Below are 14,585 nucleotides of genomic sequence, written 5' to 3'. Positions count from 1 at the left end.
GTCACGGGCCGAAAAGAATGACGCCCGCGGGCGTGTTCGCGGCGCCCGAAACGACGGCATCGCCGAGCGCAATGAGGAACGCGGCGAAGCAGGCGAAAACAAGGCCGTCGACCCGGTCCATGACGCCGCCATGTCCCGGAATGAGGCGGCTTGAGTCCTTCACGCCGAAGCGGCGCTTGATGAAGGATTCGAAGAGGTCGCCGATCTGGCTGAAGACCGAAAGCACCAGCGCGATGACCGGCACCCAGAGCCCGTCCAGCGAGAAGAAGGCCATGTGCAGCAGCGTGCCGGCGATCACGGCCGAGATCGCCCCGCCGATGGCGCCCGACCAGGTCTTGCCCGGCGAGATCGACGGCGCGAGCTTCGGCCCGCCGATGGCACGGCCGACGAAATAGGCAAGGATGTCCGTCGCCCACACGACGGCGAAGATGAAGAGCATGGCCGCAAAGCCGTGCGCGGTATCGCCGCGGATCGCGGCAAGCGAAATCACCGTGAGGCCGGAATAGGCGACGCCGCCCGCAAGCCAGTGGCTCCCCTGGCTTGCCAGCGCATAGACGATCGCGAGCACGGCCGCCCCGAGAAGCACCGGCAGCGCGAGGTCATCGAAGGCGAAGACGACGAGCGCGGCGACTAGCGCGACGGAAAGCCAGCCGAAGGCGTTGGCGCGGAAGTCCCTTTCGGCGAGCCGCGTCATCGTCGACCATTCGTAATAGACGAGAAGGCCGATGGCGGCCGCCAGCACGCGGAAGGCAAGCCCGCCGAACCAGGTTGCAGCGAGCACGACGATGGCAAGGACGATGCCGGAAAGGATGCGCAGGCGCAGTTCACTCTGCATCACGAACCTGTTGCAAGGGTGGCGGCAGGCTGGAGCCCGCCGAACCGGCGCTCCCGCATGGCATAGCGGGAAAGCGCGGCGATGAAGGTCTCACGCGAAAAATCGGGCCAGAATTCGGGAACGAACATGAGCTCGGCATAGGCGGCCTGCCAGAGCAGGAAATTCGACAGCCTTTCCTCCCCGCTGGTGCGGATGACAAGGTCGGGATCGGGAATGCCGGCGGTATCGAGAGAGGCGGTGATACGCTCGGACGTGATCGCCGCCGGATCGAGCCGACCGGTCGCGACCTCCCTGGCAAGGCGCTGCACGGCGCGGGCGATTTCGTCGCGCGCACCGTAATTGAAGGCGATCACCAGCGTGATGCCGGTATTGGCGCGCGTGGTCTCCTCCGCCTCCAGGAGAAGCGGCAGGATATCGCCCGAAAGGTTCGTCCGGTCACCGATGACGCGGATGCGCACATTCTGCTTGTGCAGGGTGGCAAGGTCACGCCGGATGAAGGTCTTCAGCAGGCCCATGAGGTCGGAGACCTCGCTTTGCGGACGGCTCCAGTTCTCCGAGGAGAAGGCGAAGAGCGTGAGATAGGAAATGCCGCATTCGGCCGCCGTCTTCACGGCCTCGCGCACGGCTTCCACGCCCTTGCGATGCCCCATGGCGCGCGGCAGGCCGCGTGCATTCGCCCAGCGTCCGTTGCCATCCATGATGATGGCGACGTGTGCCGGTACGGTGCTGGGCGAAAGCTGGTTCATGGGCAATCCGGAAGAGAGAAACGAATGCAGGTGGCGAGAGCCCTAGACCTGCATGATTTCCTTTTCCTTCTCGGCAAGCAAGCGATCGACGTCCAAAATCACCTCGTCCGTCATCTTCTGCACCTTTTCCGACTGGCTGCGGCTCATATCCTGGCCGATATCGCCATCCTTTTCGGCTTTCTTGAGGTCGTCCATGCCGTCGCGGCGCACGTGACGGATCGCGACCTTGGCCTTCTCGGCATAGTCATGCGCGACCTTGACGAGCGACTTGCGGCGTTCCTCGTTCAGTTCCGGCAGCGGAATGCGAAGGTTCTGGCCGTCGATGATCGGGTTGAGGCCGAGGTTGGATTCGCGGATGCCGCGCTCCACGGCGCCGACCATGCCCTTGTCCCAGACGGAGACCGACAGCATGCGGGGCTCCGGAACGGAGATGTTGGCGACCTGGTTCAGCGGCACGCGCGAACCGTAGGCTTCAACCTGCACCGGATCGAGCACGTTGGCCGAGGCGCGGCCGGTGCGCAGCGACGCGATGTCGTTCTTGAACGCGCTGATCGCGCCATCCATGCGGCGCTTCAGTTCCTTAAGGTCAATACCTTCACTCATCGGAATACTCCCGTTTTCAGTCTTGGCTGCACGCCATGGGCGTGCGTGCCTCCAGAATCAGTTGTCGGTTACGATGGTACCGCGTCCGCCGCCGGTCAATATTTCGGCAAATCCGCCCTTTTCATGGATGGAGAACACGATGATCGGAATGGAATTCTCGCGCGCCAGCGCGACGGCGGCGACATCCATGACGGCAAGGCCCTTTTCCAGCACTTCGCTGTGCGTCAGGCGGTCGAAGCGGGTGGCGGTCGGGTCCTTCTTCGGGTCGGCGGAATAGATGCCGTCGACCTGCGTTCCCTTGAAGATCGCCTCGGCGCCCATTTCGGCGGCGCGCAGCGCTGCGGCCGAGTCGGTCGTGAAGAACGGGTTACCCGTGCCGCCGGCGAAGATCACCACGCGGCCGAGCGAGAGGTGATGGAGCGTCGCGCGCTGCGAGAAGCTCTCGCAGATCTCGGGCATGGCGATGGCCGAGAGGACGACGGTGTCGATGTCGAGCTTGCGCAGCGAGGTGGCGAGCGCCAGCGCGTTGATGATGGTCGCCAGCATGCCCATGTGGTCGCCGGTGACGCGGTCGCCGCCCTTGGAGGCGACGGCGACGCCGCGGAAGATATTGCCGCCGCCGACGACGACACCGACCTCGACGCCGAGCGCGCGGGCTTCCGCGATGTCGGAGGCGATGCGATCGGCGACGGCGACGTCGATGCCGAAGCCCTGCGATCCCATCAGCGCCTCGCCGGAGGCTTTCAGCAGAACACGTTTGTAGATTGGCTTGGCAGTCATTGTCGCTCCTGAACTCGTGCGCCTGCTCGCCCGATCCGGCCGCCGGGCGGAAACCGAGGGAGGGTCCGCGCAGGGCAGCCTTGGCCGCAGAGAAATTTCGGGGCAGGCATTTCGGCAAGCCGGATACACGAAGGGCGCCGCGTTGTCACGCGGCGCCCTCACCTTTTCCCAAACGGGATTAAGGAAAATCAGCCCTTGGCGGCGGCTGCGACTTCGGCGGCGAAGTCCGACTCTTCCTTCTCGACGCCTTCGCCGAGCAGGAGACGGGCCATGCCGGTGACTTCGATCGGCGCGCCGACGGCCTTTTCAGCTTCCTTGACGGCAGCGCCGACGGTCAGGTCGGGGTTCATGACGAAGGCCTGCGACAGCAGGGCGACTTCCTCGAAGAACTTGCGCATGCGGCCTTCGACCATCTTCTCGATGATGTTGTCCGGCTTGCCGGAAGCGCGCGACTGCTCGATGAAGACGTTGCGCTCGCGTTCCGCAACGGCGGCGTCGACTTCCTCGGCGCGGATGGCGAGCGGAGCCGTCGCTGCGATGTGCATGGCAACCTGGCGGCCGATGGCGTTGAGGGCTTCCTTGTCGCCGGTCGACTTCAGCGCGACGAGAACGCCGAGCTTGCCGAGGCGGTCGGCGGCAGCGTTGTGGATGTAGGTCGCGACGACGCCGTCTTCGACCGACAGGGCAGCCGAGCGGCGCAGGTTCATGTTCTCGCCGATGGTGGCGACGGCGTCCTTGATGGTGTCGGTGACCGACTTGCCGGTTGCCGGATAGGTGGCGGCGCCAACGGCTTCAACGGTGCCGTCGGTGGTCAGTGCCACGTCGGCAATACCGCGAACCATGGACTGGAAGGCATCGTTACGGGCGACGAAGTCGGTCTCGGAGTTGACTTCGACGACGACGGCCTTGGTGCCGGCGCTTGCAACGCCGATGAGGCCTTCGGCGGCCGTGCGGCCCGACTTCTTGTCGGCCTTGGCGATGCCCTTGGCGCGCAGCCAGTCGATTGCCGCTTCGATGTCGCCGTTGTTCTCAGCCAGCGCCTTCTTGCAGTCCATCATGCCTGCGCCGGACTTTTCGCGCAGTTCCTTCACCAGTGCAGCGGTGATTTCAGCCATTGTGAGCCTCTTGTCGGTTCTTGTTGCGTGTCGCCGGAAAACCTCGGCGAACTCAAGGTTTTGGGAACGAATGTACCCGGAAATATGACAGGGTGATGAAGATCACCGCCGGCCTGCCGCGTGACCGCGACCCGATGGATCGGCGCCGACAGGCCCTTCAAACAGGCCGAGGCCAGGGATCGTCTCTCTGGCCTCGGTGAGATAGGAAAGCAGGAGCGAAAGGCTTCGCTCCGCCCTTGGCCTTAAGCTTCGGCTTCGAGAGCCGGCTCGACCGGAGCTTCGGCGGAGGCGCCGAGGTCACGGCCCGAAGCGCCCTGCTGGCGGGCGATGCCGTCGATGGCAGCGCGGGCGATCAGGTCGCAGTAAAGGGCGATGGCGCGCGAGGCGTCGTCGTTGCCGGGGATCGGGAAGTCGATCGGGTCCGGATCGCAATTGGAGTCGATGATGGCGACGACCGGGATGCCGAGACGCTTGGCTTCCTGGATCGCGATCGATTCCTTGTTGGTGTCGATGATGAACATCAGGTCCGGGGTGCCGCCCATGTCGCGGATACCGCCGAGAGCCTTTTCAAGCTTCTCGCGCTCGCGCTCGAGGGTCAGGCGTTCCTTCTTGGAATAGCCGGAGCCTTCCGAGGACAGGATCTCGTCGAGCTTGCGCAGGCGCTGGATCGAGTTGGAGATCGTCTTCCAGTTCGTCAGCATGCCGCCAAGCCAGCGGGAGTTGACGTAGTACTGGGCCGAACGCTTGGCAGCATCGGCGATGATTTCCGATGCCTGGCGCTTCGTGCCGACGAAGAGAACGCGGCCGCCGCCGGCAACCGTGTCGGACACGACCTGAAGGGCGCGCGACAGCAGCGGAACGGTCTGTGCCAGGTCGATGATGTGGACGTTGTTGCGGTCGCCGAAGATGTACGGCTTCATCTTCGGGTTCCAGCGGTGGGTCTGGTGGCCGAAGTGAACGCCGGCTTCCAGGAGCTGGCGCATAGAGAAATCGGGCAATGCCATGCCTAGTTATCCTTTTCCGGTTGAACCTCCGCAAGGCGAACAGCACTTCCTTCGGAAATGCCACCGGCGGAAAGGCCCGGATTTCTCCCGGACGATCCCATGCCTCACGTGTGGAATGAGCGGCCCTTTAACCGCAGTTTCCCGGCAAATCAAGGGCAATGGGGGAAAAATGCGTTTGGCGCGCCCATTTTGCCCCTCATCCGGCCTGCCGGCCACCTTCTCCTTGGCTGCGGGGCGAAGGGGATATGCCGCGCCGGTTTCCCGATTCTCCAGCGTCGCGCAGGGCACGTCCCCTCTCCCCGCCTGCGGGGAATGAGGGTGAGGGGCAAGCCAGGACGTTGAACGCTCCTACTTGCACTCCTGCTGCTTGAACAGCTCCAGCTTGGCCAGCCTGCCGGTCAGCGAGAACTCGCCGTAATCCATGGTGAGGTCGCGCGTGATGCCGTTCTCGTAGAGCTTGAAGGACATGCGGTAGACCGGCAGCGCATCGCCCTCGCTGGTGTCGTTGTAATAGGCGATGGAGACCGGCCAGAAAGCCTGCTTGGCGAAGACGCCCGCCTTGTCGGCGTCCGGATCGCCGGCCTTCGGCATCTCCTTCTTGCCGACGACGGAAGTGGTCATCAGCGTCTTGTCGCCCGAATCCGAACCGTCGTAGATGCGCGATTCGAAGAAGTGCTCGCCTTTCCTCGCATGGGCGATCACCTCCACCATGTGCTCGGTCGGAAAGCGGCTGGCGGCGAGCTCCAGTTTCCTGGCGTCCGGTGCGGTCAGGTCGACGCTGACGCCCTTCTTGTCCTCGCGCGCCGTGCCACGCACTTCCTTGTCCAGCTTCTCGTCGGTGAAGGAGCGGGTGAGGAAGCGGAAGCTGCCGTTCTTCAGGTCCTCGTAGGTGGTGGTCTGCTGGTCGGTGAGCCGCGTCTCGTCGCCGGTATTGACCTGCGTGACGAAGCGGAAGCTCACCGTGTAACCGTCGCAGGGGCTGCCGTTGAACTCGTAGACCATGCGGCCGTACATGCCGGCGATGCCCGAGCGCTCGGTCGCATCCTTGAGCTGGAGGTCGTAGACGGCGCGGTGCGGCGCAAGCCCGCTCGCCGGATTGGCAAGGGCGTCGGTAATGCCGCTGCCGGCGAAGCATGCCCCGGCTGTGAGCGCCGCGACAAAGGATGAACGAAACATCCGTTTCCTCCTGTTGAAACCGACGGCGATGTTATAAGAACTCTTCCGGCAAAAGCGAGGCAATATCCACGCCTTGCCATATTCATTTCCCACAGTGCGGCATACCCCGCCGCAACGCCCCTCAAGAGCCCGGAACGGAGACCGCAATGTCCGCTGAAATCGAAAACCGCGTCAAGGAACTGGGCTACGACATCCCCGTTGCGGCGGCGCCCGCGGCCAACTACGTGCCCTTCGTCATCAGCGGCAATATGCTTCATATTTCCGGCCAGTTGCCGATGCTGGACGGCAAGCTCGCCTATACCGGCCATCTCGGAAGGAATGTCGATGTCGCGGCCGGCCAGAAGGCGGCGGAACTGTGCGCGCTCGGTCTCCTCGCCCAGGCCAAGGCCGCGCTCGGCGATCTCTCGCGCATCAGGCGCATCGTCAAGATCAACGGCTTCGTCGCCTCCGCGCCCGATTTCGTCGAGCAGCACCTCGTCATCAACGGCGCATCCAACTTCCTCGTCGGCGCGCTCGGCGATGCCGGCAAGCATGCCCGCGCCGCCGTCGGCATGGCCTCCCTCCCCCTCAACGCCGCCGTCGAGATCGACGCGATCATGGAAATCGCCTGATGTCCAAGTTCAACTGGCTGACCGAACGGCCCATCGCCCACCGTGGCTACCACGACCTCAATCGGAACGTCTGGGAAAACACCCTCTCGGCCTTCGCCCGCGCCGCCGATGCGGGCTTTTCCATCGAATGCGACCTGCAATATTCGGCCGATGCCATTCCGGTCGTCTTCCATGACGACAACCTGAAGCGCCTCTGCGGCATCGACGGCGATGTGCGCCAGCGCACCGCCGCCGAGCTCGGCCTGCTGACCATCGGCGGCACGGCGGATCGCATCCCGACGCTCCGCCAGCTCCTCGACCTCGTCAAGGGTCGCGTGCCCATCGTGCTGGAGCTGAAGGGCCGCAAGGGCGACGACGACGGCTTCGCCATGGCCGTGCTCGACGCCATCGAGGACTACGAAGGCCCCATCGCCCTGATGAGTTTCGACCAATGGCTGCTGCAGGACCTCAAGGCCATCGGCACCACCCGCCCCGTCGGCCTCACCGCGGAAGGCCAGCGCCCGGAGAATTTCGCCGTGCACGAGGAGGCGATGCAGCTCGGCCTCGATTTCATCTCCTATTATTACGGCCACCTGCCGAACGCCTTCATCAGCCGCCAGCGCGACCTCGGCGTGAAGATCATCACCTGGACCGTGCGCGACGACGAGGCGCGCACGATCACGGCCAACAACGCGGACCAGATGACCTTCGAGGGCTTCGATCCGCGCGAGCCGCTGACTGCCTGACATGACGGAGGCGGTGCGCATCCGTGTCGAAACGAGCTTCGCCGATATCCCGGCGGAGGACTGGGGCCGCCTTGCCGGCGCCTCCAGGGGCGATGCGCGCGAGCCCTACAATCCCTTCGTCAGCCACGCCTTCCTGTCTTCGCTGGAAGAATCGGGCTGCGCCGTCGCCGAGACCGGCTGGCTCGGCCAGCACCTGCTGCTGGAGGGCGGCGAGGACGGCGCGCTGCGCGGCGCCCTGCCCGTCTATCTCAAGAGCCACAGCCAGGGCGAATATGTCTTCGACCACGGCTGGGCCGACGCCTTCGAGCGCGCCGGCGGGCGCTACTATCCGAAGCTCCAGGCCGCCATTCCCTTCACGCCCGCGACCGGCCCCCGCCTGCTTTACCGCACGGGCGAACCCGTCGTTGAAACGCAGGCGGCGCTCGCCGAGGGCCTGAAGGAGCTGACCCGGCGGCATGGGGTCTCCTCCGCCCATGCGACCTTCGTGCCGGAGACGGAAATGCCGGTCTTCGAGGCTGCGGGCTATTTGCACCGCACCGACCAGCAGTTCCATTTCATCAATGCCGGCTACGGCGCCTATGAGGATTTCCTCGAAACGCTCGCTTCCCGCAAGCGCAAGGCGCTGAGGAAGGAGCGCCGCGCGGCGCTGGAGCACGGCATCGAGATCGACTGGCTGACCGGCAGCGACCTGACCGAAAGCATCTGGGACCAGTTCTTCGCCTTCTACATGGACACCGGCAGCCGCAAATGGGGCCGGCCCTATCTCAACCGCCGCTTCTACAGCCTGATCGGCGAGCGCATGGCGGACGACATCCTGCTGGTCATGGCACGGCGCGAGGGCCGCTACATCGCCGGCGCGATCAACTTCATTGGCGGCGACACGCTCTACGGACGCCACTGGGGCTGCATCGAGGATCATCCCTTCCTGCATTTCGAGGTCTGCTACCACCAGGCCATCGACTTCGCGATCGAGAAGCGGCTGGCTCGCGTCGAGGCCGGCGCGCAGGGCGAGCACAAGCTGGCGCGCGGCTACCTGCCCGTCACCACCCATTCCGCCCATTACATCGCCCATGCCGGCCTTCGCCGCGCCGTTGCCGACTATCTCGAACGCGAGCGGCAAGATGTCGAGATGATGGGCGACTATCTTGCCGAACACGGCCCCTTCCGCCGTGGCGAAAACCACGACAACACCGACTGACCTGACCGGGAGACAAGCATGACCGCCTACGACCCCAACAACATCTTCGCGAAGATCCTGCGCGGCGAGATTCCCTCGCACCGCGTCTACGAGGACGAGCACGCCGTCGCCTTCATGGATGTCATGCCGCAGGCGAGCGGCCACACGCTCGTCATCCCCAAGACACCCTCGCGTAACATCCTCGATGCCGACCCGCAGACCCTCGCCCGCCTCATGCCTGTCGTGCAGAAGATGGCTGTCGCCGTAAAGGAGGCGTTCGAGGCGGATGGCGTGACGGTCATCCAGTTCAACGAGCCGGCCGCCGGCCAGACCGTCTATCACCTGCACTTCCACGTCATCCCGCGCATCGAGGGCCTGCCGCTCAAGCCCCATTCCGGCACGATGGAGGACCAGGGCGTGCTGGCCGCCAATGCGGAAAAGCTGCGCAACGCGCTGAAGTGACCGCTTGCGCCGTCAGGCGCCGATGAGTGCGAGCCCCGCGGCCAGGAAGGCGATGGCCGCGGCGATGCCGAGGATCTGCCGGAAGCGGCCGCCGAGGAAGAAGGCGGCCGCGCCGAAGGCCACCGCGCCCAGCCGCAGCCAGAGCGGCGAGCTCGTGAGCGTGCCGGTCGGAAAGAAGATCATCTTGGCGATCACGGCCGCCACCAGCGCCGTCGCCACCGCCCGCACCCAGTTCAAAAGCTCCGAACGCTCGTCGATGCGGTTGCCGACGAGGACGCCGGCCCAACGCCAGAAATCGGTCGCAAGCCAGCCGGCAACGGCGATGTAGACATAGGGCCAATATCCCTCGAAGCTCATGGAGCTACCTCCCGCTGGCGCAGCATGCGCTCGCCCCACCATGCCAGCGTGCCGCCGACGATGCCGGCAAGCAGGATGTCGTATTCCGGCGCGATCACCGCGAAGAGCCAGCCAAGCGCAAGCCCGACGCCGAGCGCCCAGTAGATCACGCGGTGGCGCGCGGAAATCCAGATCGAGGTGAGGAAATAGACCGGCGTCAGGAAGAACAGGCAGCCGGAGACGAGCGGCGGGAATTCCGACACGGCGCCATAGACGAGGCCGACGAGCACGATATTGGTGGTGGTCAGCGTGATGCCGAAGCCGGCGAAGAAGGCGAGCCGGCCGGCGCGCGGCACGTCGCGCACCCTTTCCATCGCAAAGACCCAGGCCGTGATGGCGACGAAATGGGAAACGACCAGCAGCAGCCAGGTCGGCGTGCGGCCGGTGCGGATCTCCGGCACCAGCGAGGCCACCATCGGCATCATGCGCACGGAGGAGAGCGTGACGGCGAGGAAGGCCGTCGCGATATGCGCGCCCGACAGCATGGAGCCGACGAGGATGACCTTGGCCGGCAGCGCCCAGATCATGCCGGTCATGAACATCACCTGCCCGACCGGTATCTTCGCCTCCGCCGTGAAGGCGGCGAAGCCGACGAAGGAGAGCATCAGGATGATGGCCGGCAGGCTGAAGAGGCCGCGCATGCCGAAGAGGAACCAATATGTCTGGGAGCGGGGTTCGGGGGCGGTCTCGGCGGTCATGAAAGTCTCTTGCGGCAAAGAAAGATTGGACGCTCACTTCGCCGTCCGCACCCCATGTTTCGACAGGCCTCACCTCGTCCACGGCGTCACCCCCGGCCTTGCACCGAGGGTCTGCCAGCGCCTAGAAAGATCGAACCTTCGCAGATGCCCGGGACAGGCCCGAGCATGACGATAGCGAGGTTTGCGACACCTTGTCACGAAACGGGGCCGGGCAGTTTCCTGCCCGGCCCCGGTATGATTTGTAAAGCCGTTATTTCTTGCGCGGCACCTTCGGAACCGTGCCGGACTTGCGCGGCGGCTCGTCCTTGGGCTCCGTGGCCTTGGACTCGGCCGCCTTCTTCGGCGAGCGTGCCTTGGCCGGCGCTGCCTCGGCGGCGACGGTTTCCTTCGCCTTGCGCGGCTTTGCCTTCTTGGCGGCGGCCTCCTCGATCTCGGCCTTCGGCTTGATCGGCGCGGTCTCCGGCACGGCGTCGAGGATCAGGCCCTTCGAGCCGTCTTCCTTGGTGCCGACGGAAACGCGGACGACGCCGCCCTTCTTGAGCTTGCCAAAGAGGATCTCATCGGCGAGCTTCTTCTTGATGTTCTCCTGGATGACGCGCGCCAGCGGACGAGCGCCCATCTTCTCGTCGTAGCCCTTCTCCGCGAGCCACGAGATCGCCTCCGGCTGCAGGTCGAAGGTGACGTTGCGCTCGGCAAGCTGGGTTTCGAGTTGCATGACGAACTTCTGCACGACCTGATGGATGACCGGCGTCGGCAGCGAGCCGAACGGGATGATTGCATCGAGGCGGTTGCGGAATTCCGGCGTGAACAGGCGGTTGATCGCCTCCATGTCCTCGCCCTCGCGCTTGGACGAGCCGAAGCCGATGGCGGCCTTGGCCATGTCGGATGCGCCCGCATTGGTCGTCATGATCAGGATGACGTTGCGGAAGTCGATCTTCTTGCCGTTATGGTCGGTCAGCGAGCCGTGGTCCATGACCTGCAACAGGATGTTGTAGAGGTCCGGATGCGCCTTCTCGATCTCGTCGAGCAGCAGCACGCAATGCGGATGCTGGTCGACGCCGTCGGTCAGGAGGCCGCCCTGGTCGAAACCGACATAGCCGGGAGGTGCCCCGAGCAGGCGCGAGACCGTGTGGCGCTCCATGTATTCCGACATATCGAAGCGCAGCAGCTCGACGCCGAGCGAGCTTGCAAGCTGCTTGGCTACTTCCGTCTTGCCGACGCCCGTGGGGCCGGAGAACAGGTAGCAGCCGATCGGCTTGTTCGGCTCGCGAAGACCGGCGCGCGACAGCTTGATCGCAGATGCCAGCGCCTCGATGGCGAGGTCCTGGCCGTAGACGACCGAGCGCAGTTCCTTCTCGAGGTTGGCGAGCACCTGCTCGTCGTCCTTCGAGACGGTCTTCGGCGGAATGCGGGCCATGGTGGCGATGGTCGCCTCGATCTCCTTCTCGGTGATCAGCTTGCGGCGTTTTCCGGCGGGCAGCAGCATCTGGGCCGCGCCGGTCTCGTCGATCACGTCGATCGCCTTGTCCGGCAGCTTGCGGTCGTTGATGTAGCGCGCCGAAAGCTCGACGGCCGTCTTGATCGCCTCGTTGGAATAGCGAAGCTTGTGATATTCCTCGAAATAGGGCTTGAGACCCTTCATGATCTCGATCGTATCGTCGATGGTCGGCTCGTTCACGTCGATCTTCTGGAAGCGGCGGACGAGCGCCCGGTCCTTCTCGAAGAACTGGCGGTATTCCTTGTAGGTCGTCGAGCCGATGCAGCGGATCGCGCCGGAGGAAAGCGCCGGCTTCAGAAGGTTCGACGCGTCCATCGCGCCGCCGGAGGTTGCCCCTGCGCCGATGACCGTGTGGATCTCGTCGATGAACAGCACGGCGCCCGGATACTCTTCGAGTTCCTTGACGACCTGCTTCAGGCGCTCCTCGAAGTCGCCGCGATAGCGCGTGCCGGCGAGCAGCGTGCCCATGTCGAGCGAGAAGATCGTCGCATCGGCCAGCGCTTCCGGCACCTTGCCCTCGACGATGCGCTTGGCGAGGCCCTCGGCGATGGCCGTCTTGCCGACGCCGGGATCGCCCACATAGAGCGGGTTGTTCTTGGAGCGGCGGCAGAGCACCTGGATCGTGCGGTTGACCTCGGCGTGGCGGCCGATCAGCGGGTCGATCTTGCCGTTCTTGGCCTTCTCGTTGAGGTTCACGCAATAGGCCGTGAGGGCGTCCTGCTTCTTTACGGACTCCTCCTGCTCGTTGCCACCCCGCTGCTGCTTCGGCTCGCTGTCGGCCTCCTCGCTGCCGCGGACCGGCCGCGGCTCGGAGGCGCCCGGCCGCTTGCCGATGCCGTGCGAGATGAAGTTGACCGCGTCGTAGCGCGTCATCTCCTGCTCCTGCAGGAAATAGGCGGCATGGCTCTCGCGCTCGGCGAAGATCGCGACGAGCACGTTGGCGCCGGTCACTTCCTCGCGACCGGACGACTGGACATGGATCACCGCGCGCTGGATGACGCGCTGGAAGCCGGAGGTCGGCTTGGAATCCTCCTCGTAGCCCGTCACGAGGTTTGCAAGGTCATGGTCGACATAGTCGGTGACGGTCTTGCGCAGGACATCGAGATTGACGTTGCAGGCGCCCATCACGGCGGCCGCGTCGGCGTCGTCGATCAGCGCGAGCAGGAGATGTTCGAGCGTCGCATATTCGTGATGGCGCTCGTTCGCGTAGGTCAGTGCCTGATGGAGGGCCTTTTCAAGGCTGGCAGAAAATGTTGGCACGTTCGTTCCTCATTTCTTTTCCATGACACATTGCAGCGGGTGCTGGTGCTGGCGGGAGAAGTCCATCACCTGTGTCACTTTGGTTTCGGCAACCTCGTAGGTGAACACGCCACACTCGCCTACGCCGTGATTGTGCACATGCAGCATGATCCGCGTGGCCGCTTCCCGGTCCTTCTGGAAGAAACGCTCCAGAATGTGGATCACGAACTCCATGGGAGTATAATCGTCGTTCAGCAGCAGGACGCGGTAGAGGCTCGGCTTCTTCGTCTTTGGCTTCGTGCGGGTAATGACCGAGGTGCTGCGACCGGGAGTGTCGCCGCCCTCATCGCCATCCTGCATCCGAACCCGTCTCACTTCCATGCGTGTTCATTCCCTTGATTACAGTCGCTTGCTCCGGCGCATTCGCCCGAGGCTGCCATCTGGAACTGTTATCTAATGTCTCGACACACGATTGTAAGACCCCTGCTTCGCACTGCAATCATAATCGCCGGCCATCCGAAGGAAATAGCGAAATTTGGCTCCGCTGCGTCAGCCTCGCGCAATCCCGGGACGCGGAAAGGCCGGCCGCGGTTGCCCGCAGCCGGCCCATAAACGCTATGCGCGTAAGACTTTACCGGTAGATCAGGCCGCGACGGCGGCCTTGGCAGCGGCGGTCGCCTTGGCAACCGGCGCCTCGTAGGGCTTGTAGGCGCCCTTGGCGAGATCGGCATACATTTCGCCGAGCTTCGTGGCTTCGGCGACGAAGCCTTCGTAGGAGGACTTCACAAAGGCGGTCTGCAGCTCGAGAGCGGCTTCGACGCTCTTGACGCCGCTGAGCTTCTCGAAGTGAGCGAGGCCGTCCTCGAAGGACTTCTTGGAATAGTCCGCGGTTTCGGCCGCAATGGCCTGCATGCCCTTGGCAACGGTCGTGTAGCTCTTGACGATCGTGTCAACCGCTTCCTTGTTCTTCTTGTTTGCCTCGTCGAAATTGAACATCGAAGTCTCCTTTGGATCCCGGTGAGTGGCCCGGAAACTATATGCAGCGCACAAAAAAGTCAATATCTATGCTGCAATGCAATATTCCATAAGCAAAGCAAGATGTTGCGCGATAGGTATGATCATTGCGCCTCGCAAACGGCAATTTTGTCGCAAAACGATCATGAAATCGGCCGGCAGCGCCCAAACGAAAAGGCCCGGCGCCAAGGGCGGCCGGGCCTTCATCAATGCGAAACGTCCGATGGATCAGAGGTCGATGTCGAGGATCGCCATGGAGAAGTTGTAGGACAGTTCCCCGTCCTCGTCGTCGCGGAAGATGACGCCCAGGAATTCGTCGGCGAGGTAGACTTCGGCGGATTCATCCTTGCGCGGGCGGGCCTTCACGACGATCTCCTTGTTGAGATTGCGCTTGAAGTAGGCCTCGAGCTTCCTGATTTCTTCCGGCTTCACGATATGTCTCCGTAACGGTTGATGTGCCGCGCTTCTCGCACCTGCCCTCTGGCCTGTAAACCCACGAAAGCGAC

The 14,585-nt window shown here is 64.1% G+C and carries 17 protein-coding genes; 4 read left to right on the top strand and 13 right to left on the bottom strand.

What is annotated here, in order from left to right:
• Position 1: 1 nt before the first annotated feature.
• From ACZ1A1_RS06120 to ACZ1A1_RS06090, 7 genes are all read right to left on the bottom strand, one after another.
• Positions 2-835 (bottom strand): phosphatidate cytidylyltransferase, encoded by an 834-nt coding sequence (locus tag ACZ1A1_RS06120; RefSeq protein ID WP_463619192.1) that lies wholly within the window; start codon positions 833-835, stop codon positions 2-4.
• Positions 835-1,581: an isoprenyl transferase gene (locus tag ACZ1A1_RS06115; RefSeq protein ID WP_463619191.1), complete on the bottom strand. Its 747-nt coding sequence runs from the start codon at positions 1,579-1,581 to the stop codon at positions 835-837. The genes ACZ1A1_RS06120 and ACZ1A1_RS06115 overlap by 1 nt, the downstream gene beginning before the upstream one ends.
• A 42-nt stretch (positions 1,582-1,623) precedes the next feature.
• Positions 1,624-2,184, bottom strand: coding sequence for a ribosome recycling factor (gene frr, locus ACZ1A1_RS06110; protein WP_119259224.1), 561 nt, complete (start codon positions 2,182-2,184; stop codon positions 1,624-1,626).
• 57 nt (positions 2,185-2,241) lie between these two features.
• A complete protein-coding gene (pyrH, locus tag ACZ1A1_RS06105) occupies positions 2,242-2,964 on the bottom strand; it encodes a UMP kinase (protein ID WP_463619190.1) in 723 nt (240 codons plus the stop codon).
• Between the two features lie 188 nt (positions 2,965-3,152).
• The gene (gene tsf / locus ACZ1A1_RS06100; protein WP_313194967.1) at positions 3,153-4,079 is read right to left on the bottom strand and encodes a translation elongation factor Ts; all 927 of its coding nucleotides are present in this window, start codon (positions 4,077-4,079) and stop codon (positions 3,153-3,155) included.
• A gap of 242 nt (positions 4,080-4,321) precedes the next feature.
• Positions 4,322-5,083: a 30S ribosomal protein S2 gene (gene rpsB, locus ACZ1A1_RS06095; RefSeq protein WP_119259227.1), complete on the bottom strand. Its 762-nt coding sequence runs from the start codon at positions 5,081-5,083 to the stop codon at positions 4,322-4,324.
• 348 nt (positions 5,084-5,431) lie between these two features.
• Positions 5,432-6,259 carry a cell envelope integrity EipB family protein gene (locus ACZ1A1_RS06090; protein WP_463619189.1) on the bottom strand — a complete coding sequence of 276 codons (828 nt, stop codon included), beginning with the start codon at positions 6,257-6,259 and terminating at the stop codon, positions 5,432-5,434.
• 146 nt (positions 6,260-6,405) lie between these two features.
• Between ACZ1A1_RS06090 and ACZ1A1_RS06085 the strand changes: the two genes are divergently transcribed.
• The 4 genes from ACZ1A1_RS06085 to ACZ1A1_RS06070 are packed head-to-tail and all read left to right on the top strand — an operon-like array spanning position 6,406 to position 9,234.
• Complete coding sequence (locus ACZ1A1_RS06085; RefSeq protein WP_313194969.1) at positions 6,406-6,870, top strand: RidA family protein; 465 nt, start codon at positions 6,406-6,408, stop codon at positions 6,868-6,870.
• Positions 6,870-7,595: a glycerophosphodiester phosphodiesterase gene (locus tag ACZ1A1_RS06080; RefSeq protein ID WP_463619188.1), complete on the top strand. Its 726-nt coding sequence runs from the start codon at positions 6,870-6,872 to the stop codon at positions 7,593-7,595. The genes ACZ1A1_RS06085 and ACZ1A1_RS06080 overlap by 1 nt, the downstream gene beginning before the upstream one ends.
• 1 nt (position 7,596) lies before the next feature.
• Entirely contained in the window at positions 7,597-8,793 is a 1,197-nt protein-coding gene (locus ACZ1A1_RS06075) for a GNAT family N-acetyltransferase (protein WP_463619187.1), read from the top strand.
• Positions 8,794-8,811: 18 nt separating this feature from the next.
• Positions 8,812-9,234: an HIT family protein gene (locus ACZ1A1_RS06070; RefSeq protein ID WP_463619186.1), complete on the top strand. Its 423-nt coding sequence runs from the start codon at positions 8,812-8,814 to the stop codon at positions 9,232-9,234.
• Positions 9,235-9,246: 12 nt separating this feature from the next.
• On the opposite strand, the gene ACZ1A1_RS06065 is transcribed toward ACZ1A1_RS06070, so the two are convergent.
• The 6 genes from ACZ1A1_RS06065 to ACZ1A1_RS06040 all read right to left on the bottom strand — a co-directional run bounded on the left by ACZ1A1_RS06065 (position 9,247) and on the right by ACZ1A1_RS06040 (position 14,511).
• On the bottom strand, positions 9,247-9,591 hold the full coding sequence (locus tag ACZ1A1_RS06065) for an AzlD domain-containing protein (protein ID WP_203318931.1): 345 nt from the start codon (positions 9,589-9,591) through the stop codon (positions 9,247-9,249).
• A complete protein-coding gene (locus ACZ1A1_RS06060; RefSeq protein WP_463619185.1) occupies positions 9,588-10,328 on the bottom strand; it encodes an AzlC family ABC transporter permease in 741 nt (246 codons plus the stop codon). The genes ACZ1A1_RS06065 and ACZ1A1_RS06060 overlap by 4 nt, the downstream gene beginning before the upstream one ends.
• Before the next feature lie 250 nt (positions 10,329-10,578).
• Positions 10,579-13,086 carry an ATP-dependent Clp protease ATP-binding subunit ClpA gene (gene clpA, locus ACZ1A1_RS06055; protein ID WP_463619184.1) on the bottom strand — a complete coding sequence of 836 codons (2,508 nt, stop codon included), beginning with the start codon at positions 13,084-13,086 and terminating at the stop codon, positions 10,579-10,581.
• 9 nt (positions 13,087-13,095) lie between these two features.
• Positions 13,096-13,446 carry an ATP-dependent Clp protease adapter ClpS gene (gene clpS, locus ACZ1A1_RS06050; RefSeq protein ID WP_119259236.1) on the bottom strand — a complete coding sequence of 117 codons (351 nt, stop codon included), beginning with the start codon at positions 13,444-13,446 and terminating at the stop codon, positions 13,096-13,098.
• 261 nt (positions 13,447-13,707) lie between these two features.
• Positions 13,708-14,061, bottom strand: coding sequence for a phasin family protein (locus ACZ1A1_RS06045; protein WP_313194975.1), 354 nt, complete (start codon positions 14,059-14,061; stop codon positions 13,708-13,710).
• 246 nt (positions 14,062-14,307) lie between these two features.
• The gene (locus tag ACZ1A1_RS06040; protein WP_119259238.1) at positions 14,308-14,511 is read right to left on the bottom strand and encodes a DUF3126 family protein; all 204 of its coding nucleotides are present in this window, start codon (positions 14,509-14,511) and stop codon (positions 14,308-14,310) included.
• Positions 14,512-14,585 lie beyond the last annotated feature (74 nt).

The sequence above is a fragment of the Shinella sp. R2-11 genome (assembly GCF_055330205.1).
Note: the sequence above shows the minus strand (reverse complement) of the source record. Positions and strands in the feature narration are given on the sequence as shown.

What these genes read in the sequence shown, in the direction of transcription:
- ACZ1A1_RS06115 (WP_463619191.1), bottom strand. Translation starts at nt 1,581, where the DNA reads ATGAACCAGCTTTCGCCCAGCACCGTACCGGCACACGTCGCCATCATC.
- frr (WP_119259224.1), bottom strand. Translation starts at nt 2,184, where the DNA reads ATGAGTGAAGGTATTGACCTTAAGGAACTGAAGCGCCGCATGGATGGC.
- tsf (WP_313194967.1), bottom strand. Translation starts at nt 4,079, where the DNA reads ATGGCTGAAATCACCGCTGCACTGGTGAAGGAACTGCGCGAAAAGTCC.
- clpS (WP_119259236.1), bottom strand. Translation starts at nt 13,446, where the DNA reads ATGGAAGTGAGACGGGTTCGGATGCAGGATGGCGATGAGGGCGGCGAC.
- ACZ1A1_RS06120 (WP_463619192.1), bottom strand. Translation starts at nt 835, where the DNA reads ATGCAGAGTGAACTGCGCCTGCGCATCCTTTCCGGCATCGTCCTTGCC.
- ACZ1A1_RS06065 (WP_203318931.1), bottom strand. Translation starts at nt 9,591, where the DNA reads ATGAGCTTCGAGGGATATTGGCCCTATGTCTACATCGCCGTTGCCGGC.
- ACZ1A1_RS06070 (WP_463619186.1), top strand. Translation starts at nt 8,812, where the DNA reads ATGACCGCCTACGACCCCAACAACATCTTCGCGAAGATCCTGCGCGGC.
- ACZ1A1_RS06085 (WP_313194969.1), top strand. Translation starts at nt 6,406, where the DNA reads ATGTCCGCTGAAATCGAAAACCGCGTCAAGGAACTGGGCTACGACATC.
- ACZ1A1_RS06045 (WP_313194975.1), bottom strand. Translation starts at nt 14,061, where the DNA reads ATGTTCAATTTCGACGAGGCAAACAAGAAGAACAAGGAAGCGGTTGAC.
- pyrH (WP_463619190.1), bottom strand. Translation starts at nt 2,964, where the DNA reads ATGACTGCCAAGCCAATCTACAAACGTGTTCTGCTGAAAGCCTCCGGC.
- ACZ1A1_RS06090 (WP_463619189.1), bottom strand. Translation starts at nt 6,259, where the DNA reads ATGTTTCGTTCATCCTTTGTCGCGGCGCTCACAGCCGGGGCATGCTTC.
- ACZ1A1_RS06060 (WP_463619185.1), bottom strand. Translation starts at nt 10,328, where the DNA reads ATGACCGCCGAGACCGCCCCCGAACCCCGCTCCCAGACATATTGGTTC.
- rpsB (WP_119259227.1), bottom strand. Translation starts at nt 5,083, where the DNA reads ATGGCATTGCCCGATTTCTCTATGCGCCAGCTCCTGGAAGCCGGCGTT.
- ACZ1A1_RS06075 (WP_463619187.1), top strand. Translation starts at nt 7,597, where the DNA reads ATGACGGAGGCGGTGCGCATCCGTGTCGAAACGAGCTTCGCCGATATC.
- ACZ1A1_RS06080 (WP_463619188.1), top strand. Translation starts at nt 6,870, where the DNA reads ATGTCCAAGTTCAACTGGCTGACCGAACGGCCCATCGCCCACCGTGGC.